Source organism: Synechococcus sp. MU1643 (genome assembly GCF_020514095.1).
GTDB lineage: Bacteria > Cyanobacteriota > Cyanobacteriia > PCC-6307 > Cyanobiaceae > Parasynechococcus.
The window spans coordinates 53,678-72,056 of record NZ_VTKY01000006.1 but is presented as its reverse complement, the minus strand read 5'-3'; the positions used below and the strand labels follow the sequence as shown (position 1 = coordinate 72,056).

The 18,379-nt window shown below is 62.5% G+C and carries 18 protein-coding genes and 1 tRNA gene; 10 read left to right on the top strand and 9 right to left on the bottom strand.

Translation table 11 applies throughout. The features are described 5' to 3' along the window. Positions 1-25: 25 nt before the first annotated feature. Positions 26-1,501 carry a TM0106 family RecB-like putative nuclease gene (locus FZX09_RS09825; protein WP_226402365.1) on the top strand — a complete coding sequence of 492 codons (1,476 nt, stop codon included), beginning with the start codon at positions 26-28 and terminating at the stop codon, positions 1,499-1,501. Here the strand turns inward: FZX09_RS09825 and FZX09_RS09820 are convergent. Next, positions 1,483-2,277, bottom strand: coding sequence for a glycine cleavage T-protein (locus FZX09_RS09820; RefSeq protein WP_226402363.1), 795 nt, complete (start codon positions 2,275-2,277; stop codon positions 1,483-1,485). The two genes, FZX09_RS09825 and FZX09_RS09820, sit on opposite strands and share 19 nt — an antisense overlap. Continuing rightward, on the bottom strand, positions 2,274-2,846 hold the full coding sequence (gene pyrE / locus FZX09_RS09815; protein ID WP_226402361.1) for an orotate phosphoribosyltransferase: 573 nt from the start codon (positions 2,844-2,846) through the stop codon (positions 2,274-2,276). The genes FZX09_RS09820 and pyrE overlap by 4 nt, the downstream gene beginning before the upstream one ends. 110 nt (positions 2,847-2,956) lie before the next feature. Here pyrE and FZX09_RS09810 point away from each other — a divergent pair, with 110 nt between their 5' ends. From FZX09_RS09810 to FZX09_RS09795, 4 genes are all read left to right on the top strand, one after another. Beyond that, a complete protein-coding gene (locus tag FZX09_RS09810) occupies positions 2,957-3,400 on the top strand; it encodes a hypothetical protein (protein ID WP_226402360.1) in 444 nt (147 codons plus the stop codon). A gap of 11 nt (positions 3,401-3,411) precedes the next feature. Then, positions 3,412-3,484, top strand: a tRNA-Ile gene (locus tag FZX09_RS09805). A gap of 13 nt (positions 3,485-3,497) precedes the next feature. Then, positions 3,498-4,781, top strand: coding sequence for a hemolysin family protein (locus tag FZX09_RS09800; protein WP_226402358.1), 1,284 nt, complete (start codon positions 3,498-3,500; stop codon positions 4,779-4,781). 37 nt (positions 4,782-4,818) lie between these two features. Then, the gene (locus FZX09_RS09795; RefSeq protein ID WP_226402356.1) at positions 4,819-5,826 is read left to right on the top strand and encodes a Gfo/Idh/MocA family protein; all 1,008 of its coding nucleotides are present in this window, start codon (positions 4,819-4,821) and stop codon (positions 5,824-5,826) included. Between the two features lie 15 nt (positions 5,827-5,841). Here FZX09_RS09795 and FZX09_RS09790 read toward each other — a convergent pair whose 3' ends face one another. Then, entirely contained in the window at positions 5,842-9,012 is a 3,171-nt protein-coding gene (locus FZX09_RS09790) for a glycoside hydrolase family 15 protein (protein WP_226402354.1), read from the bottom strand. Positions 9,013-9,065: 53 nt separating this feature from the next. Between FZX09_RS09790 and FZX09_RS09785 the strand changes: the two genes are divergently transcribed. Then, the gene (locus FZX09_RS09785; protein ID WP_226402352.1) at positions 9,066-9,800 is read left to right on the top strand and encodes a WecB/TagA/CpsF family glycosyltransferase; all 735 of its coding nucleotides are present in this window, start codon (positions 9,066-9,068) and stop codon (positions 9,798-9,800) included. Positions 9,801-9,804: 4 nt separating this feature from the next. Here the strand turns inward: FZX09_RS09785 and FZX09_RS09780 are convergent, their stop codons facing one another. Both FZX09_RS09780 and tgt read right to left on the bottom strand, forming a co-directional pair. After that, a complete protein-coding gene (locus FZX09_RS09780) occupies positions 9,805-9,948 on the bottom strand; it encodes a photosystem II reaction center protein K (RefSeq protein ID WP_025362038.1) in 144 nt (47 codons plus the stop codon). 31 nt (positions 9,949-9,979) lie between these two features. Further along, entirely contained in the window at positions 9,980-11,098 is a 1,119-nt protein-coding gene (gene tgt / locus FZX09_RS09775; protein ID WP_226402350.1) for a tRNA guanosine(34) transglycosylase Tgt, read from the bottom strand. Between the two features lie 29 nt (positions 11,099-11,127). On the opposite strand from tgt, the gene cobS reads away from it, so the two are divergent. Beyond that, complete coding sequence (gene cobS / locus FZX09_RS09770) at positions 11,128-11,898, top strand: adenosylcobinamide-GDP ribazoletransferase (protein ID WP_226402348.1); 771 nt, start codon at positions 11,128-11,130, stop codon at positions 11,896-11,898. Here the strand turns inward: cobS and FZX09_RS09765 are convergent. Continuing rightward, a complete protein-coding gene (locus FZX09_RS09765) occupies positions 11,858-12,979 on the bottom strand; it encodes a sensor histidine kinase KdpD (RefSeq protein WP_226402346.1) in 1,122 nt (373 codons plus the stop codon). The two genes, cobS and FZX09_RS09765, sit on opposite strands and share 41 nt — an antisense overlap. Before the next feature lie 342 nt (positions 12,980-13,321). Here FZX09_RS09765 and FZX09_RS09760 point away from each other — a divergent pair, with 342 nt between their 5' ends. Further along, a complete protein-coding gene (locus FZX09_RS09760) occupies positions 13,322-13,690 on the top strand; it encodes a DUF3155 domain-containing protein (protein WP_186494443.1) in 369 nt (122 codons plus the stop codon). Here the strand turns inward: FZX09_RS09760 and FZX09_RS09755 are convergent, their stop codons facing one another. Further along, positions 13,691-14,263 carry an alpha/beta hydrolase gene (locus FZX09_RS09755; protein WP_226402344.1) on the bottom strand — a complete coding sequence of 191 codons (573 nt, stop codon included), beginning with the start codon at positions 14,261-14,263 and terminating at the stop codon, positions 13,691-13,693. A gap of 56 nt (positions 14,264-14,319) precedes the next feature. On the opposite strand from FZX09_RS09755, the gene purH reads away from it, so the two are divergent. Together purH and FZX09_RS09745 are read left to right on the top strand one after the other, a co-directional pair. After that, a complete protein-coding gene (purH, locus tag FZX09_RS09750; RefSeq protein WP_226402342.1) occupies positions 14,320-15,882 on the top strand; it encodes a bifunctional phosphoribosylaminoimidazolecarboxamide formyltransferase/IMP cyclohydrolase in 1,563 nt (520 codons plus the stop codon). A 54-nt stretch (positions 15,883-15,936) separates the two neighbouring features. Further along, positions 15,937-16,395: a DUF4079 domain-containing protein gene (locus FZX09_RS09745; RefSeq protein WP_226402340.1), complete on the top strand. Its 459-nt coding sequence runs from the start codon at positions 15,937-15,939 to the stop codon at positions 16,393-16,395. A gap of 7 nt (positions 16,396-16,402) precedes the next feature. Here FZX09_RS09745 and FZX09_RS09740 read toward each other — a convergent pair whose 3' ends face one another. Continuing rightward, positions 16,403-17,011 (bottom strand): DUF1997 domain-containing protein, encoded by a 609-nt coding sequence (locus FZX09_RS09740; protein ID WP_226402338.1) that lies wholly within the window; start codon positions 17,009-17,011, stop codon positions 16,403-16,405. A 61-nt stretch (positions 17,012-17,072) separates the two neighbouring features. After that, the gene (locus FZX09_RS09735) at positions 17,073-18,272 is read right to left on the bottom strand and encodes a 4-hydroxy-3-methylbut-2-enyl diphosphate reductase (RefSeq protein ID WP_226402336.1); all 1,200 of its coding nucleotides are present in this window, start codon (positions 18,270-18,272) and stop codon (positions 17,073-17,075) included. Positions 18,273-18,379: the final 107 nt, after the last annotated feature.

Sequence of the window (18,379 nt, the reverse complement as noted above, 5' to 3'; positions counted from 1 at the left end):
CAGCTGGCAGCCGTAGGGTCGGCGGATGGGTGACACCCCGCCTGCCGACAACGCCCTCACCGACCGGTTGCTGCGCAGTTGGCTGCGTTGCCGTCGCAAGGCCTGGCTCGATCGCCACGGGAATCCAGCCGAGCGGCGCTGGACGGCCCATCGCAATCTGCTGCTGGACGACCAGCAGCGCAGTTTTGTGGCTTTGATGCCCCGTAAGCCAGGCCATGGCCTCGCCGCCTGTGCTGCAGGTGCCGAGGCCGTGGTGGGTCTGCGCCTGAAGGGGTTTGGCTCATCCGGTGAGCGTTTGGAGGCGCATCCTCCACTGCTGCGGCGGGTCAAAGGCCAGAGCCGCTGGGGCGACTTCGCCTATCAACCCGTGCTCGCCCGTCAGGGCCGCCGCACCACCCGGGAACATCAATTGCCTCTGGCGCTGATGGCTCTGCTGCTTGAGCAGGAGCAGCAGGGTGAAGTCCCGTCCATGCTGGTCCTCGGCGGTGGCGGCCGGCGCTTGGAACAGGAGCGGCTGAATCTCTCCAGTGGCCTGCGCCGACAGTTGTCCGAAGCGCTGCGGAAACTGAGTGTTGATCTCGAGCGGCCCGACCCGCCTCCTCTGGCCGCCGACCGGCGCAAGTGCTCACTTTGCAGCTGGCGGCTGGCCTGCAATGCCGTGGCGGATGAGGAAGGGCATTTGAGTGAGGTCAGCGGCATCGGGGCCAAGCGGCGCGAGATGTTGCTGGAGCTTGGGATTCGCGGCCTCTCCGATCTGGCCGCGGCTGATCCGTTGCAGCTCGCCGAGCGGCTGCAACGCTTTGGGGATCAGCACGGTGAGGTGGCCGCATCCCTGGTGGCCCAGGCCCGGGCGCAGCGCGATGGACGGGTGGACCGTTTGGACGCCGCACCGGTGCTTCCGGAACTGCAGGACTGCCAGGGTGTGCTGCTTTACGACATCGAATCAGATCCCGACGCCCGTCACGATTTCCTTCACGGTTTCCTGGTATTGCCCAGAAGCGAAAGCGGGGACTGGGATCTGGAGACAGTGGCGTACCACCCGATCCTGGCCTTGGCGGAGCACGGTGAAGCCAGATGCTGGCTCCGTTTGCAACGGTTGCTAAATCGCTATCGGGGTTGGCCGATCCTTCATTACGGGGAGACAGAAAGCCTGGCCTTGAGGCGTATGGCCGAGCGGCAGGGTGCCGCTGAGGCCGAGGTGCTGCAGCTTCGTCAGCGGTTGGTGGATGTGCATGCCCGGGTGCGGCATCACTGGCGCCTGCCCCTGGCCAGTTATGGCCTCAAGGCCGTGGCCGGTTGGCGGGGGTTTCACTGGAGTCAGGCAGGTGTGGACGGCGCCCGCGCCCTGCTTTGGTGGCGGCAGTGGCAGGGCGAGGGACCTGGTCGACGCGGCAACAGTCACGGCCTGCGTTGGATCTTTGATTACAACCGTGACGACTGTCTGGCCACCTGGGCCGTTGCCGCTTGGTTGCTTGCACAAGATCAGGCGTCGGGATCCTGAAAAGCCCAAGGTTTGCGGATCTGGAGTTGTTCTCTGTTGGGTCCCTCCAGCGTTGGACTGGCCAGGCATTGGCGTCGCACCAGGGCCAGCCCAAGCCAAGTGCCGTCGCATTCGAGAGCACTGGTAATCACCCCGGCTCGCTCGCCATCCAGCGTGAGTTTGGTGGCGGCTGCCAGCGGACTGGGGCAGCTCCAACAGCGCAATTGTTGCTTCACCCCCGCCTGGCCAATGAGTTTGGCCAGGGTCTCCTGGCCCAGGTAGCAGCCTTTCTCCGTGCTGATCTGCGCGACGAGTCCCAGTTCCAGGGGGTTGGTCTCGCCATTGAGTTCACCGGGCCCCGGGGGAAATCCGCTTTGGAGCCGCCAGTGCTCCAAAGCCTTCGCGGTGGCTGGTTCTCCTGATGCCCAGGGTTCTGGCAGTGCCGCCTCCGGATCGCACCACACGGCTGCAGCGTTGGGCTCCAGCGACTGCAGTCGGCGCAACTGGGCCAGGGGTTGGAGGCGAACCCGATCGGCTGGAAAGATCACCTGATCGAATCCAGCGTGAACGGCAGAGGCCTCTCCCGCCAGAACGACCACATCGGCCCCCTCTGCATCGAAACGAAGTTCCAGCACGGCCCGCAAGCGTCCCGTTGCCGTCAGCCAGCAGGTCTGAAGCAGTTCGCCGGATTGGAGTGCGTTGAGGTCAGCACTGGTCTGCCCCTGAAGAAACTGGCGTGCTCCGCTTCCGTTCATCCGCAGCCAGGGGATCTGGGCGTCCCAAAACAACTTGCTCATGCCGGCGTGAAGGCGGCGATCTCAGACAGCTTGTAAAGGCTGATCAACTCAAGATTGTCAGCCGTCATGGCGGCGTCTCCCCCTTCCTCCCTGTCGACGATGGTGACGACTCGGTTCACCTTGTAACCGGCGTCGCGCAGCTGCCGGACCGCCTTGAGAGAGGAACCTCCTGTGGTGACAACGTCTTCCAGCACGGTGATCAGGGTCCCGGGGGCTGGTAGCGGACCCTCCAGCCAGGCTCCAGTGCCGTGGCCTTTGGCTTCCTTGCGCACGATCAGCGCATCAAGCTCCCGACCTCGATCGGCGGCGGCCATGGCTACACCGCTGACCAGTGGGTCTGCTCCGAGGGTGAGACCAGCCACGGCCACCGCATCGGTTTCCACGTGAGCGAGCATCGCCCGGCTGATCAGGGCCAGGCCGGAACCGCTCAGGCTTACGGGTTTGCAGTTCACGTAGTGCTCGCTCTTCCGGCCTGAGGCAAGGGTGAAGTCTCCACGTCGGTAGGCCAGGGTGGCCAGACGGTTCAGCAGTTGCTCGCGCTCAGTCGGGACACTCGACGATTCAGACATGGGACTGGCCACGCTTCGCAGATGTCCTTAGTTTGCGCTTAGAGCTGTTTCGTCCGGTGCTGCTGTGGCCGTTCTTTCGCTCGAGCCTCCTCCTCGCTGGTCCATCGGTGATGGCAAGCCCGTTGGTGTGCACCACCAGAGTTGAGGCGCCTCCGCTCGGTAGTGGTTCCGCTCCCGTCGAAGTCACGGTTTGTCATCCCACGGAGACCACCAGTGAGCTCATCAACCGCCGCTTTTACACCTGGACCTCGCCCATGGCCCGGGGCGTGAACCCTCTGCATCAATTGTCCAATGTTCTGGGGATTGCGGTTGGCGGTATCGAGGGGAACCGGTTCATGGGATTCGGCTTCCCTGACCAGTCGCTGATTTGGGATGGGTCCGCACTGCAGAACACGACGGGAGCTCTGCTGGAGGAGCAGAGTCCGCCGCTGCCGATGCGAACCCAGGACATTTCGAGCGGGTTCAACGGCATCCTGGCGGCCACCGAAGCCATCGAAGCCTGGCCGGACGCGCCCACGGCGGATCACTTCCCCGACGCGACTCCCCCGTGGTAACACTCTGTTTAGGGGGTCTAGCAATCTGGTGAATGCAGCGAACTCATAATTCGCCTAAGGCGAGTTCGATCCTCGCGACCCCCATTCCTCCCTGTTGATGCGGCTTTTTCTGCTGGCTGTTCTGTTGGTTTTGCCGGCCTTCTTCGCGGCTGCAGAGGTGGCCCTGCTTCGGCTACGCCCCAGCCGCGTTGAAGTGCTGGTGGAGGAAGAGCAAGCCGGGGCCCGTTCCATTCAGCGTCTCCAGCGACGCCTGCGGCGCGCTTTGCTGGTGTCTCAACTGGGTTCGACCCTCGCTCTGGTGGCTCTTGGCTGGGCTGGCCGCGGGTTAGGGGCGCGGCTCTGGTCGGATGGGTCTCTGGGTGTGGCTTGGCGCGACACAGCCTTGTTCCTAGGCATCGTGCTGCTGGCCACGCTGGTGGCTGGTTTGTTGCCCAAGGCCTGGGTGCTGAACCGTCCCGAATCCTCGGCGCTGCGACTGGTGCCGCTGCTGGAGGTGGTGATGCGCTGTCTGGCTCCGCTGCTCAACCTGCTCGAGGCGCTGGCCGGGCTGCTGATGCGCCTGCTCGGCCTGGCCCCCCAATGGGATGTGCTGGTGCCAGCCCTTTCAGCTGGAGAGCTGGAAACCTTGGTGGAATCCGGTCGGGTGACGGGATTGTTCCCTGACGAGAAAAACATCCTTGAAGGTGTCTTTGCCCTGCGGGACACCCAGGTGCGGGAGGTGATGGTGCCGCGCTCTGGGATGGTCACCCTGCCGGCCACGGTCCGTTTCGCGGAAATGATGGAGGCCGTCCATCACACCCGTCACGCCCGCTTCCCGGTGATCGGCCAGTCGCTGGATGACGTGCGCGGCGTGCTGGATCTCCGTCAGATGGCTGAACCGATCGCACGGGGGGAGCTCCAGGCCGATTCGCTGCTCGAGCCCTACCTCCTGCCTGCGGTGCCCGTTCTGGAGACCTGCACGTTGGCGGAGCTGCTGCCGATGATCCGCAGCGGTCAACCGCTTCTGCTGGTGGTGGATGAGCACGGCGGCACCGAGGGTCTGGTGACCGCAGCGGATCTCACTGGAGAAATCGTTGGTGATGAGGATCCCGGTGAGACCGACGAACCGGATCTGCTCGAAGAGAAGGACTGCCCCGGTGCCTGGCTGGTGGCCGGAGATCTGGAGATCTTCGAGCTCAACCGACAGCTCGATCTCGATCTGCCCGAGGCTGATGAGCATCACACCCTGGCGGGCTTCCTGCTGGAGCGGCTCCAGCACATTCCATCCGCAGGGGAAGGGCTGCATTTCAACGGCCTTCAGTTCGAGATCACAGCCATGGCAGGGCCGCGGATCGAGCGAGTCCGGCTTGTTCTCCCCAGCTCAGAGGATGAATCCGACTGAAGGCCGATAGTCTTGCCCTAATCGACCGCCTGTGCTGATGCCTTCCGACCCTATGGCCCCAGTCAAGGTCGGGGTGATCGGCATCGGCAATATGGGATGGCACCACGCTCGGGTGCTCAGTCTTCTGCGGGATGCCGATCTGGTGGGAGTCGCGGATCCGGATGCTGAGCGCGGAAAGCTCGCTACCGAGCAATTCGGCTGCCGCTGGTTCGCCGACTACAACGCCATGCTCTCCGAGGTGGAAGCCGTCTGCATCGCGGTTCCCACGCTGTTGCACCATCCCGTCGGTCTGGCCTGTCTGCGTGCGGGTGTGCACGTTTTGATTGAAAAGCCGATTGCGGCCAGTCAGGACGAAGCCACCGCGCTGATCGAGGCCGCTTCAGCGGCCGGATGTCTGCTGCAGGTGGGCCACATCGAGCGGTTCAATCCTGCCTTCCGTGAGCTCACCAAGGTGGTAGCCAACGAAGAGGTGGTGGTTCTCGAGGCGCGTCGCCACAGCCCCCATTCCGATCGGGCCAATGACGTCTCCGTTGTGCTGGATCTGATGATCCACGACATCGACCTCGTGCTGGAGCTGGCCAAAGCACCCGTGGTGCGGCTTGCCGCTGCCGGTGGTCGCAGTGCCGAAGGCCCGATCGATTACGTCAACGCCACGTTGGGCTTCGAGAATGGTGTAGTGGCCAGCCTCACGGCCAGCAAGATGAGCCACCGCAAAATCCGCAGCCTCAGTGCTCACTGCCGTTCGAGCCTGGTGGAGACGGACTTCCTTAACCACACCCTGCATATCCATCGCCGGGCCCATGAGTGGTACTCCGCCGATCACGGTGAGCTGCTGTATCGAAATGACGGCTTCATCGAGGAGGTGAGCACCACCTCGATCGAACCGCTCTATGCCGAGCTCGAGCACTTCCTTCAGTGCGTGCATGGCCGGGGAACCCCTGAGGTGGATGGCCTTCAGGCCTCGCGTGCCCTCAAGCTGGCAGACCTGATAGAGCAGGCCGTTGAACATCCGGATACGGGAGCACCCCTGTGCGCACCGATCTGAGTGCTAGTGCTCGGATCAGACCAGCCCTTGCTGTTCGGCCAGTTCTCGTAACGCCGTGACCTGCCAGCGGCGGCAGTCACCGGGTGAGGATCGATAGAACTGCCCCCAGGCTTGGGCCTTGTGTTGCGGGTAGTTCTCCGGTCGGAGGGAAGGATGGCTCTGTTGCCAGCCCACCCGGACGGCATGACCGATCACCACGTCGAGGGCCAGGTCATCCTCGAAGCGCACCTCCGGATTGGCTTCGACGAAGGCCATCAGCGAGAGCAGGCATTCGCTGCAGAGTTGGCGGTATTCCGGCGCCTTGATCCGACTGAGCAAATGGTCGACCTGGGCGGCGAAATTGCGCTCCCCCGGTGTTTTCTCGAGAATGAGGCGGCTGTTGAGGCGATTGCGCCGTTCCAGCTTGTCGCCGATCACCAGGCCGCGGCAGTGCTGCAGCAGCGACCAGATCCCGGCATAGAAATCGCGGGGGACTTTCTGGAAGGACCCCAGGCGGATGCGGTGCTGAAGCCAGTCCCCACCCCCTGGTGTTTCCTCCAAGGGGTCAGGCACTGACCACTGCACCCGGCCGCTCACGTGCAGCTGTTCGCCGCGTTGCAAGGCTGCTCTGGCATGGTCCACATCGGAGAGTACGGCGCGCAAGCGCTTGCGAATCGCGTGGGGTGCTTCGCTGCAGAGGGCCTCAAAGGCTTCGTCCTGACTGAGCATTTTCTCCACGGCCAGCTCTGATGTCAGCAGCAGCAACAGCTGCCCCAGCTGCAGGGTGAGGCTGCCCTTCAGCAGAGCTGGCTCCCGCCGAGCCACGCTGTCGAGGGCGAGCAGGAGTTCCTGTTCGAGCATGCGTTCACGGCCGTCGATCCCGCTGGTGGTTTCAATCCGTTCGGCGATGGCGGCACTGTCCATCGGTTGACGAAGCCGGGAGTCGCCGGTGTAGTTGCGCCCCACGACCACCTGTTTCTGACGGACGAGAAGGTCGGTGAGGGCATCTTCCAACTGGGGATGCACCATCCCCATGGTGCCAGCACAGCGCCGCACCACATTCCAGTCTTCACAACGCAAGCCCCGTTGATAGACCTCCTCAAGCAGGGTGCGTAGGGCCACCTGATTGCCCTCGGGGCTGCGTTGAATCCCCTGGGGGCCGAGGCGCCGATGCAGCAACTCGAGCACTTCGGCCTGTTCATGCAGCAGCCCACTGCTCCAGAGGCGCTGGCTCAGTTGTTCGATTGGAGTGTCATCCAGCTCCTGCTCCTCTGCGGCGGTCAGATCCCTTAGATCGGTGGCGTCGCGCAGAAGCGGCTGGGGTGGCTCGGACCGTTGCATCGGTTTCTGTTGGAGCGGCGGTAGCTGCACCTCCTGCGCCTGATCCACCAGCTCACTGAGGCAGCCCAAGCGGACGGGGATGCTTTCAATGACGCCCCTGCCGAGTTGCCGGGCCAGTTTGAGGATGACGTCGCGATGCTGCTGCAGGGCCGCGTCGCGAATGGGGATCACCAGCAGGGGACGTCCCATGCCGCGCCAGTGCCGTTGCAGCAGATGCAGCTCGTCCACAACGGTCTCCAGCAGCTCCTCCGGGTCATCGGCCAGATAGCTGCTGACGTCTTCCAGCACCGACGGTGTGAACACACTGATGGCGCCGTCCTGGCGATAGACCCGAGCAGTGTCCTCGGTTTCCACCCGGTGCCCGGGGCGCCCAGTGAGCTCAAGCCGTGGATTGGTGCCAGCGGCTTTCAACCTTTGCTTCAGCTCATCGGACGACTGCACGGAAATCACTGAGGTTGGATCGATCGGCACCTCTGCAGCCAGCAGCTCCTGGCGCACGGCATCCGTCTGAGCAGCCATCGCCACGAGAACGGTTTCGGCTCCAAGCGGCTGCGGCTCCCTGCGGTCACAGGGATCAATGTCTTCGGGACGGATCAGATCGTCGATCAGCATTTCCCCGAGCCACACCAGGCTCTGGGTCCAGATCAGCGGCAGGTTGGTGTTGGCCACCCGCTCTTGGCTGCCTGGATTCATCCGTTCCTGATCGACCGCACTGGCCGGGACCTGATAAAGCTCGGGATAGAGACGTTCGCCGTCCTGTTGAACGGCAAGTGTTTTGAGCTGGCTGTGCAGCTGCCGGGCTTCGCCCCAGCGCCTTTCACAGCATGCTGTGACCAGTTCGAAGGCCAGAAACAACGGCCACTCCGACTCGATCCCTTCAAAGGCAGCGAGCTCCTCCGGTTCGTAGTGCAGGCGGTTGACGTCTTCCACCGCCGTCTGGTGACCATCCCGGAGGAAGCGTTTGTAGCCGTAGGCCCCACCGAGTTCCCGTCGAATCCGCCGACCGGTGCGCTCCACCAGGGCGGCATCCTCCACGGCCCAGGCGGGATAACCAATCACTGAGAGGCACGCACTGTCGGCTTCCTTGCTGGCGGATTCCCGTGGCAGGAGCCCTTGCAGGGCGCGACGGAGGCGCACGATGGCTCCCTGGGGAATCAGCAGGATGCAGCTGCCGTCGCCATGGGGGCCGTAGAGGTCGAGCCCATCGAGTGCCTCCAGGGCGGCTTTGGCCATGCCGATTGAGCTGGCATTGCGCTCCGGCAGGCCATGGTTACCTTTGTCGCCCCGTTCCCAGATCCCGTAGTCGGGAGTGCGGTATGCCCTGGCGATGTAGTGCACCAGGTTTTGGAGGAAATCCACTTCGTCACGGCTTTGCACCACAGCGCAGCCGCCCTTGGTTAACTGCGCCAGCTGCAGCAGGAACAGTGAGGTGGCATCGAGTTGGAGATGCCCCCAGGCATCGTCAGCCACCACCGGTTCGCCTGTGCAGCTGTCGTACTTGGCGTGAAGGGCGTCGAGGGGGTTGAGGCTCTCCTTGAAACGCTCCACCTTCGCGGCCTGCCGCATCATCGAGCGCATCAGACCGCGCATGAGGGCCACCACCCGCTGCTGCAATTCCCAGGAGCGCAGGCTGTTCTGCCCCTGATGACGACGGTGGGCCAGGGCCAGTCCCCAAACGCATTGCACCGAATAGACGCAGTCCCGCACCCAGGCATCGCCATAGTTGCCATGGATGGTGTGGGCGGTGCTAGCGGGGAGCAGGCCGCTGATTGGGTCCTGCCGATCGAGAACCACCCGTTGGATGGATTGATCCAGACGCTGAAGGGTTGTGGCGTGGTTCTGCAGAAGGGTTTCCGTCGTCGTCACACCATGCCCTCATGCATCACTACCCCTAAATTCTCCACCGCAGCCCCACGGCCATGGACTCTGTCAGCACCGCTCCCGATGACCGTCGCCGCTGCCAGGTGCTAGGCGTGCCGGTCGATGCCTGCCGTGATGTTTGTGCTGCAGCTCTCGGTCTGCATGCGCGGGGTGGCGGACGCATCGTCACCCTGAACGCTGAGATGACGATGTCGGCTCGGGCCGATGCCGCTCTGGGGAAGGCGATCAGAACGGCTGATCTGGTGATCCCCGATGGAGCGGGAGTGGTTTGGGCCCTGGGCCGTCAGAAGATCCGGGTCGTTAAAACGGCGGGAATTGAGCTGGCCTGGACCTTGCTTGAGTACGCCGCAGTCCATCGATGGCATGTGGCGTTAGTGGGCGCATCACCTGAGGTGATGGCAACGCTGCGTGCGGCGTTGCCGCAACGCATCCATGGCCTCACCCTGGCGCTCGCGGTGGATGGTTATCAAGCTCCTGAGGCTTGGCCGGGCATTGAGGATCAGCTCAAGGCTTTGAAGCCGGATCTCGTTTTGGTGGCCCTGGGGGTTCCGCGCCAGGAAACCTGGTTGGAACGCGTGGCATCCGGGCAGCCAGGACTCTGGATGGGTGTCGGCGGCAGTTTTGACGTTTGGGCCGGCGTCAAAAAACGTGCCCCCGGATGGATGTGCCGGATGCAAGTTGAGTGGCTGTATCGGCTAATTCAGGAGCCGTCACGCTGGCGACGCATGCTGTCTTTGCCAGCGTTTGCTCTGAAGGTGATCCGGTTGGGCTGAAGGTTCAGCGGAAGCCCACCGAGGCCTGCCAAACGAAGGCCAGCAGCAGGAAGAAGACCGGGATCAACGGAAGAATGTCGATCAGCGGAGAGAAGGCCTGATAGGCCTCGGGCAGCTGTGCCAGCAGGTCGAGGGTGAAGGCGGCCATCCCTTGCATCAAAAAGGCGTTGGGCTGGACGCTACCACGTGTGATGGGCTTGTGAGTCTGGTTCCCAGGGAGCGAAATCCTCTGAAAAACAGCCGTCGCGAATGGCCTTTGCCATGGCCGAGGTGAAACGCACCAGATGGGTGATGTTGTGAATGCTCAACAAGGTGAGGCCCAGAAGCTCTTCGCTGCGAATCAGGTGATGCAGGTAGGCCCGGGTGTGACCGGTGCAGGCCACACAGGAGCAGCTCGGATCCAGGGGGGTGTGGTCGTGGCGGAAGCGGGCATTGCGCAGGTTCCAGCGTTCGCCGCCCACCAGGGCGGTGCCGTGACGGCCGAGTCGGGTGGGCAAGACGCAGTCGAACAGATCAATGCCGTTGGCTACGGCGATCGCCATCTCGCGCAAGGTGCCGATGCCCATCAGGTACCGCGGTTTTTGTGTGGGGAGCAGGGGTGTGACATCCCGCACGATGCGATGCATCTCTTCCACGGGCTCACCGACGCTGACTCCACCGACGGCGATGCCCGGCAGATCAAAGGAGGAGACGGCCATGGCACTCTCCCGTCGCAGATGCGGGAAACAACCGCCCTGAACGATGCCGAACAGCGCCTGATCCTCACTGGTGTGGGCGGTGACGCAGCGCTCGAGCCAGGCATGGGTGCGGCGACAGGCATCGTTGACGTCGTTCTCCGTCGCCGGATAGGGCGGGCATTGGTCGAAGGCCATGGCCACATCCGCCCCAAGGGCCATCTGGATTTGGGTGGCATGTTCCGGGGTCATGTCGATGGTGCGTCCATCGCGGGGGTTTCGGAACACCACGCCACGGTCATCGATCTTGTTAAGGTCACCCAGGCTGAACACCTGAAAGCCTCCGGAGTCGGTGAGCATCGGGCCGTCCCAGCCCATGAACCGGTGAAGGCCTCCGGCTGCTGCCACGATCTCCTCGCCCGGCTGCAAGTGCAGGTGGTAGGTGTTCGAGAGCACCATCTGGGCTCCCGTGCGTCCCAGTTGCTCGGTGCTGATGCCCTTGATGGTGGCCAGGGTTCCTACCGGCATGAAGCGTGGTGTGTGCACCGGCCCATGCGGTGTCTCAAAGGTGCCGCACCGTGCTGATGTGTTGGCGCAATGCGCGTTGATCTCGAAGCCGAACACGACTGATCTCCCCCTGCAATGACCCTACGGTGAGGGCCGATTGCATCCATCGCGCCATTCCCAGGATCGTTCCGCCCTGGCTTTCTGATCTGGCGGGAGCCTGGATCTTCTACACAGTGCTGCCCGCATGGCCCTGGCCGCAGCCCTCGTTTCGGCGCATTGCCCGCTTCGCCCCATGGATGGGGCTACTAATCGGTGCGCTGCAGGGGCTGCTCTGGATCGGTTTGTCCAGGCTTGGTTGGCCTCTGGCTGCCTGTGCCCCCTGCGTGGTGGCTCTTGGCATCCAACTCAGTGGTGGGTTGCACCACGACGGCTTAATCGACACGGCAGATGGCCTCGGGGCTCCAGCGGAGCGGCGGCTCGAGGCGATGGAGGACAGCCGGGTGGGCGCCAGTGGCGTGCTGGCTCTTGTGATGGTGCTGCTGTTGCAGGTTGGGGCCTTAATCCAGCTGGGGGGGCAGGCCCCCCTCGGGCTCTGCCTGGCTGCGTTCTGGGCCCGGGTGGCACCGCTCTGGGCCATGGCACGTTTCGACTACCTACGCGCTGATGGAACGGCTGCGTTTCATCGCGATCACGGCAGACCGCTCTGGGACGCCTTGCCCTCGTTGTTGGTGGTGGTTGTGTTGGCTGGTTGGGTGGGGCCCATACCCCTTGTCCTGGGTGGGGTTGTGGCGATCCTGGTCGCCCAGAGCCTCGGGCGACGCCTGGGGGGGCACACCGGTGACAGTTATGGAGCGGTGCTTGTGCTCACCGAGATGATCACGTTGTTGGGTTTGGCCTTGCTTCTGCCGGCCAGTTGAGGACGAACGCGTTGCCCTGAGTGGGCAGATCAGGATCGATCGTGGAAGGCTCCACGCAGAGCGTGAGGTTGCGGCCCTGCTGCTCTGCCAGGGAGCGTGCAAGGGCGAGCCCAAGGCCGGTGCCCGCTCGCTCCTGTCCGGTGGACCCCCGCGCTCCCCGCTCGAAAATCAGGTCGCGCTCCTCCAGGGGGATCGGCGGCCCGTCGTCCCAGACGCAGAGCCCATCGGGCAATAGGCACAGGCCCACGATGCATCCCGCTGGGCTGTAGCGGAAGGCATTTTCAAGGAGGTTGGCGACGATCTCTGCGATCGTTCCATCCTGGGATGGTTGATGAATCCACTGGGGCCACAGGTCCGGACCCTGCCAGGGGCGGCCCTGCAGGCTTGCTGTCGCTTCCGCCCGCTCCAGCAGAGGCATCAGCAGGGTTTGCATGGTTGCCTCACCTTCGGCAGGGCCGGGGGGCAACAAGGTGGGGCCAAGGGGCTCTTGTTGCGGGAGACGTTGCTGCCCGAGGCCATCGAGCACGTCGATGTACTGGCCGAGTTGGCGTTGCTCAGAGAGCATTCCCTCGACAAGTGCACGGTGGGAGCTGTCTGCTTCAAGCCGCCGCAGCAGCAGTTGGGCATAGGTGCGTAGGGCCGCCAGTGGATTGCGCAACTGATGCACGAGGGTGCGCAGTTGATCGTTTTGTTGGCTGAGTTCCTGGTGCAGTTGCAGGCATTCCAGGTCTCGCCCTAGGGCGTGGCTGATGGCGGCAGCACTGCGTCGCATCCGTTGGTCCAGGGTCATCGTCCAACTCCGTCGCGGATCCAGATCGGCGCGCAGCGCTCCCAGGATCAGGCCTGCATCCTGGAGGGGATACCAACGCCGACTCTCGTGCGGCAGGCGCAGGTTCGGGTCTGCGTCGGCAGGGGGAAGAGATCGTTTATTGGCAGACCATTGCCGGATCAGCAGCAAGGGCGGGCCTTGCTGATTGGGAGGCGCACTGACGTACAGCCCCAGATGCTGAATGCCTTCTTCGGCGGTCAGATCAGCCAGCTGTTGATCGGTGAAATCTAAGAATCGATCGGTGAGCTGCATCAGTTCCAGACGATCAATTCAGGTGCTTGGGCAAGCCTGCGCAAGGGGGACTTGAAAAATCTGGGAAAAGTCTTAAGATCCTCTTATCGACCGAGACGCTGTTCAACATGAACAGGCGTCCGCCAGCTCTCACAAAGGTTGCAATTGCTTGGCAACCAAAGCTACAGCAGAGGTTGCAGTGTCCTTCGCTGGTTCCCGCTTGGGTGTTGGTGTCCTGCCGGTGATTGTGGTGTGTCTGCAATTGCCTTGACGCTCCCCTTGCGTCTGGCGTTTTCGCGCCGACGGCACCTATTCGTTCTGACGATCTCCACCCCGTTCTTCCTTTCGTACCGGAGCCCTTCCATGTCCAAGAAGCGCAAGCGTATTAGCCGTCGTCGTCTGGCAGGTCAGCGGGTCCTGGCCCATGTGCCAACCCATCACCTTGAGACCGGTGAGTACAAGCCTGTTACGGCTGCTCGCCGCTACATCGCAGAAGCGGCCATGGTGCCTCCAGCTCTGCTGAACGTGCGCCGCAACGAGCACACCACCGACCGTTTCTTCTGGGGTGAGAAGGGTCTGTTCAGCGCCCAATACGCCGAAGAGAATCACTTTCTCTTCCCCTCATTGCGCACGATTGTTGATTCCATCGGTGAAGACAAGCTCTTTGAAGGCCTCGAGCTTGGAGCTGATGATTGGGAGGAAATGGAGGAGTACGAATACGCCTTCGTTTGATTATGCGTTCTCCAGAACACGTTCGATAAACAACAGGATCGGCTGCACCGTCTCATCCGGGATTGTGTGGCCGTTTTTGAATGGAAGTGTCTGACAGCGATCGGGCTGCAACTGCGAAGCGATCGCTGGCATTGCCTGGAACGGCACTATCGGATCGTCTGAACCATGCATCAGCAACACAGGCGGGTGTTGCTGGGGTGGAGCCCAGTTCGGGTGTGGATAGCCGCTGCAGCTGATCAGCCCTGCGATGGGTAGGACGCAGCCGCTTTCCAAAGCCATTGCACCTCCCTGCGAAAAGCCGAACACCACCGTCCGTTCGAGTCCAAGGCCTTCACTGTTCAGGCTCTGAAGTTGAGCCTTGAGGCGCTCAACGGCCGCGGGTACGGCGTCCCACTGGGCCGGGAACAGGCCATACCACTGGCGTCCTCCAGGTTGGTCGGGATGGAGTTCAGGGGCCTCAAGGCACACCACATCAAGGTTTTTTGAGCACTCGCGCGCTACGCGATCGCCCAGGGGCTTGAGATCCTCTCCATTGGCTCCCCAGCCGTGGAGCAGTACAAGCCGGCCATCCATACGGCATCAACATCACTGCTGCGTAGGTTGGCTCACGACCCAGTCACGACCCTTTGATGGCTCCTGTCGCTCTGCTGAGTGTTTCCGATAAGTCCGGGCTGGTGCCCCTGGCGGAGGCCCTACATCGGACCCATGGCTATCAGCTGCTCTCCAGTGGGGGCACGGCCAAGGTGCTCGAGCAGGCCGGTCTCCCAGTGACCCGTGTGTCGGAGCACACCGGGGCCCCAGAAATTCTTGGCGGTCGTGTGAAAACGCTCCATCCAAGGGTGCATGGCGGAATTTTGGCCAAGCGGGGTGAGGCATCCCACCAAGCCGATCTTAAGCAGCAGAACATTGCCCCCATCGATGTGGTGGTGGTCAACCTTTATCCCTTCCGCGAAACGATTGCTCGGCCTGACGTCACCTGGGATCAGGCGATCGAGAACATCGACATCGGTGGCCCCGCCATGGTGCGGGCGGCCGCCAAAAACCATGCCGATGTGGCTGTTCTTACCAGCCCTGACCAATACGAACGTCTGTTGACCGCTCTGGCGGAGACGGGCGGGAGCGTGCCTTCAGAACTGCGGCGTCAACTCGCCCTTGAAGCGTTCCAGCACACCGCGTCGTACGACACCGTGATCAGCCGCTGGATGATCGAGCAAAACGCCGCGGAAGACAGCCCTTGGTTGGAGGCGGTGCCATTGCGGCAGACCCTGCGGTATGGCGAAAATCCCCACCAAAAAGCGCGCTGGTTCAGCCATCCCAAACAGGGTTGGGGTGGCGCCATTCAGCTGCAGGGCAAGGAGCTGAGCACCAACAACCTTTTGGATCTCGAGGCTGCCCTCGCCACGGTGCGGGAGTTCGGCTATGGAGTCGACGGCTCCGCACCGGCGTTGCAACCTGCTGCTGTGGTCGTCAAGCACACCAATCCCTGCGGTGTGGCGATCGGAGCTTCGATTCCTGCAGCACTGACGCGGGCCCTGGATGCCGATCGGGTGAGTGCCTTCGGTGGAATCATTGCCATGAATGGTGTGGTGGAAGCCACGGCGGCCCGTGAGCTCACCAGCCTGTTCCTGGAATGTGTCGTCGCACCGGGCTTCACGCCCGAGGCGCGGGAGGTGCTGGTGGCCAAAGCCAATCTGCGCCTGTTGGAGCTGGCTCCCCAGGCCATTGATGCGGCAGGCCCCGATCACGTGCGGAGCATCCTTGGCGGTCTCCTGGTTCAAGATCTTGATGATCAGGTGATCACGCCGGCCGACTGGACCGTGGCCAGCCAGCGGCCGCCAACACCGCAGGAAAAGCTGGACCTCGAATTTGCCTGGTGTCTGGTGCGTCATGTTCGTTCCAACGCCATCGTTGTGGCCAGGGATGGGCAGAGCCTTGGCGTGGGTGCCGGGCAGATGAATCGCGTGGGCTCAGCCCGGATTGCACTGGAGGCGGCAGGTGAGAAAGCCCAGGGAGCCGTTCTGGCCAGTGATGGCTTCTTCCCGTTTGACGACACGGTGCGTCTGGCTGCCAGCCACGGCATCACCGCCGTGATTCATCCCGGAGGGAGCATGCGCGATGGCGATTCGATCAAGGCCTGCGATGAGCTTGGCCTGGCGATGCAGCTCACGGGGCGCCGCCATTTTCTTCACTGACGCTGGTGGGGGCCGCCGGCCCCCTAGCCTCGCGACACTGAAGAGTCGCCTTCAATGCTCGCCACCCTCCCCTTCAGCCTCAATTTCGCTCACCCCCTATCGGAGTGGGGCCTGCTCGCCGTTGGTGGTTGGGCTCTGTACCTGGGGATCAAGGTCAAGAAAACCCGCACCGGCACCGCAGAACAGCGCAAAGAGCTGGTGCCGAAGAAGTTCGCCCAGCGCCATTACCTCTGGGGCAGCATCCTGCTGGCTGTGATGACCCTCGGCACGCTGGGTGGCATGGCGGTCACCTATCTGAACAATGGCAAGTTGTTCGTCGGTCCGCACCTTTTGGTGGGTCTGGCGATGACCGGAATGATTGCTGTTGCCGCGTCGCTCTCACCCTTGATGCAGCGGGGCAATGTGATCGCGCGCAAGGCTCATGTGGGCCTGAACATGGGCATGCTCACGCTGTTCCTCTGGCAGGCCTTCAGCGGCATGGAGATCGTCAACAAGATCTGGACCAACCGCTGAAGATCCTTCAGAAGGCTGCTCGCTTACGGGGTGGGCAGCTCAAGCCATGGGCGGCATGGAAATCTTCCTGGACCTTCCAGGTCAGCCTTCGCGAAATCTGGCGGACAATCTGCTTGAGCAAATGATCACCACTGCTTTGGACCAATTGATCCGGGAGCATGGTGATCACCTTGGGCAGACGGATCCAGACCTTGAGATCCAGGTCCCATTGGACGGAGGTGTGCTCCTGTTCGGGGATTAGGCGCATCCCCGCGCGGAAGTCGACGTCGTAGTGATGGCGCTGGGCGAGCGACTGTGGCACGGTCCGCATGGTTTCGATCCGGTAAATCCCTTCCTGCTGCGGCAGCAGTCGTAGAGCGATCGTGGGCTCCACTTCGAAGCCAAAGTTGCCGAACCGCCCCAGGGTCAAGCTGTAGGACTGCCGATCGATGGCCTCGACCTGCATCGGGCTGGCGCAACGTTCAAACCAGCTCTGATGGTTATCTAGGTAGCGCGTTACCACCTCTTGGGGCGCCAGCATCTGCATTGAATCCTCGAAGTGGCTGCTGTAGCAGCGCACCTGCGGGTCTGCACCGTGAAGCTGATTGTCGGTTTCAGTGGGCGACAAGACCGTCACGGATGGGGAGCTGCCGGCGAAGGGCGGATTAAAGATGTACTAATGTAAAGCTCTCTGCGGTTCAGTTTTCGCTCAATTGCATCAGTTTTTCGATCACCTCTTCCACCGCCCGATCCGGCGTTGAGGCACCGGAGGTGATGCCCACCCGAACGGGCCCCTCAGGCAGGAAATCACCTTCACGACAGAGTTCTGCTGCCAGTGGTTTGTGCTCGATCGAATTGCTGCCCACGTCAATGCGCTCGGGCGTGTCGATGTGGAAGGAGCGAATGCCGCGGCTGACGGCAATTTCCTGCAGGTGGGTGGTGTTGGACGAGTTGAAACCACCGATCACCACCATGAGGTCCAGCGGTTCATCCACTAGGGAGAACATGGCGTCCTGACGCTCCTGAGTGGCGTCGCAAATGGTGTTGAAGGCCAGGAAGTGGTCGTTGAGCTGAGTTGGACCGTATTTGCTCAACATCGTGCGTTCGAACAAGCGTCCGATTTCTTCCGTTTCGCTCTTCAGCATTGTGGTCTGGTTGGCCACGCCCAGACGTTCGAGGTCCCGATCGGGATCGAACCCTGGAGAGCAAGCTTTGGCAAAGCGTTTGATGAACTCATCACGGTCACCTTTGCCGAGGATGTAATCGGCGACGTACTGGGCTTCCTCCAGATCGAGCACCACCAGATATGTGCCGGCAAATGAGCTGGTGGCCAGTGTTTCCTCGTGCTTCACCTTGCCGTGAATGATCGAGCTGAAGGTGTGCTTTTTGTGTTTCTCCACGGTGTTCCACACCTTGGAGACCCAGGGACAGGTCGTATCAACGATGTGGCAGCCCCGTTCATTCAGCAGCTGCATTTCCTGAACGGTGGCACCAAAGGCCGGCAGGATCACCACATCGCCGGAGGTGACACCTGAGAAGTCCTTCACCCCCTGTTCGACAGGGATGAACTGCACATCCATTCCCCTGAGGTGATCGTTCACTGAGGGGTTGTGGATGATCTCGTTCGTGATCCAGAGGCGCTCGCTTGGGTAGTGCTTGCGGGTTTCGTAGGCCATCGCCACGGCCCGTTCAACACCCCAGCAGAACCCGAAGGCTTCCGCCAGGCGCACGTCGAGCCTGCCGTGTTCCAGTCGGTAGCCGTTGTCCCTGATCGTGCCGATCAGGCCGCTTTGGTAAGCCTGCTCAAGGCTTTCCGCCACTTCCTCGGCACGCCCGAAGCCTCGCCGGTTGTAACGCTCGGAATGATGGAGGGAGCGCTTGAAGGCGTGGGTGTCCATGGAGGGCGCTGGAGTGGGGCAACTCTATGTGGCCTGAAGCGCTTCTTCAGGCAGCAAAAAAGCCCGGCCACCTGGCCGGGCTTGAGATCAGCAACTGAGCCGAAGAG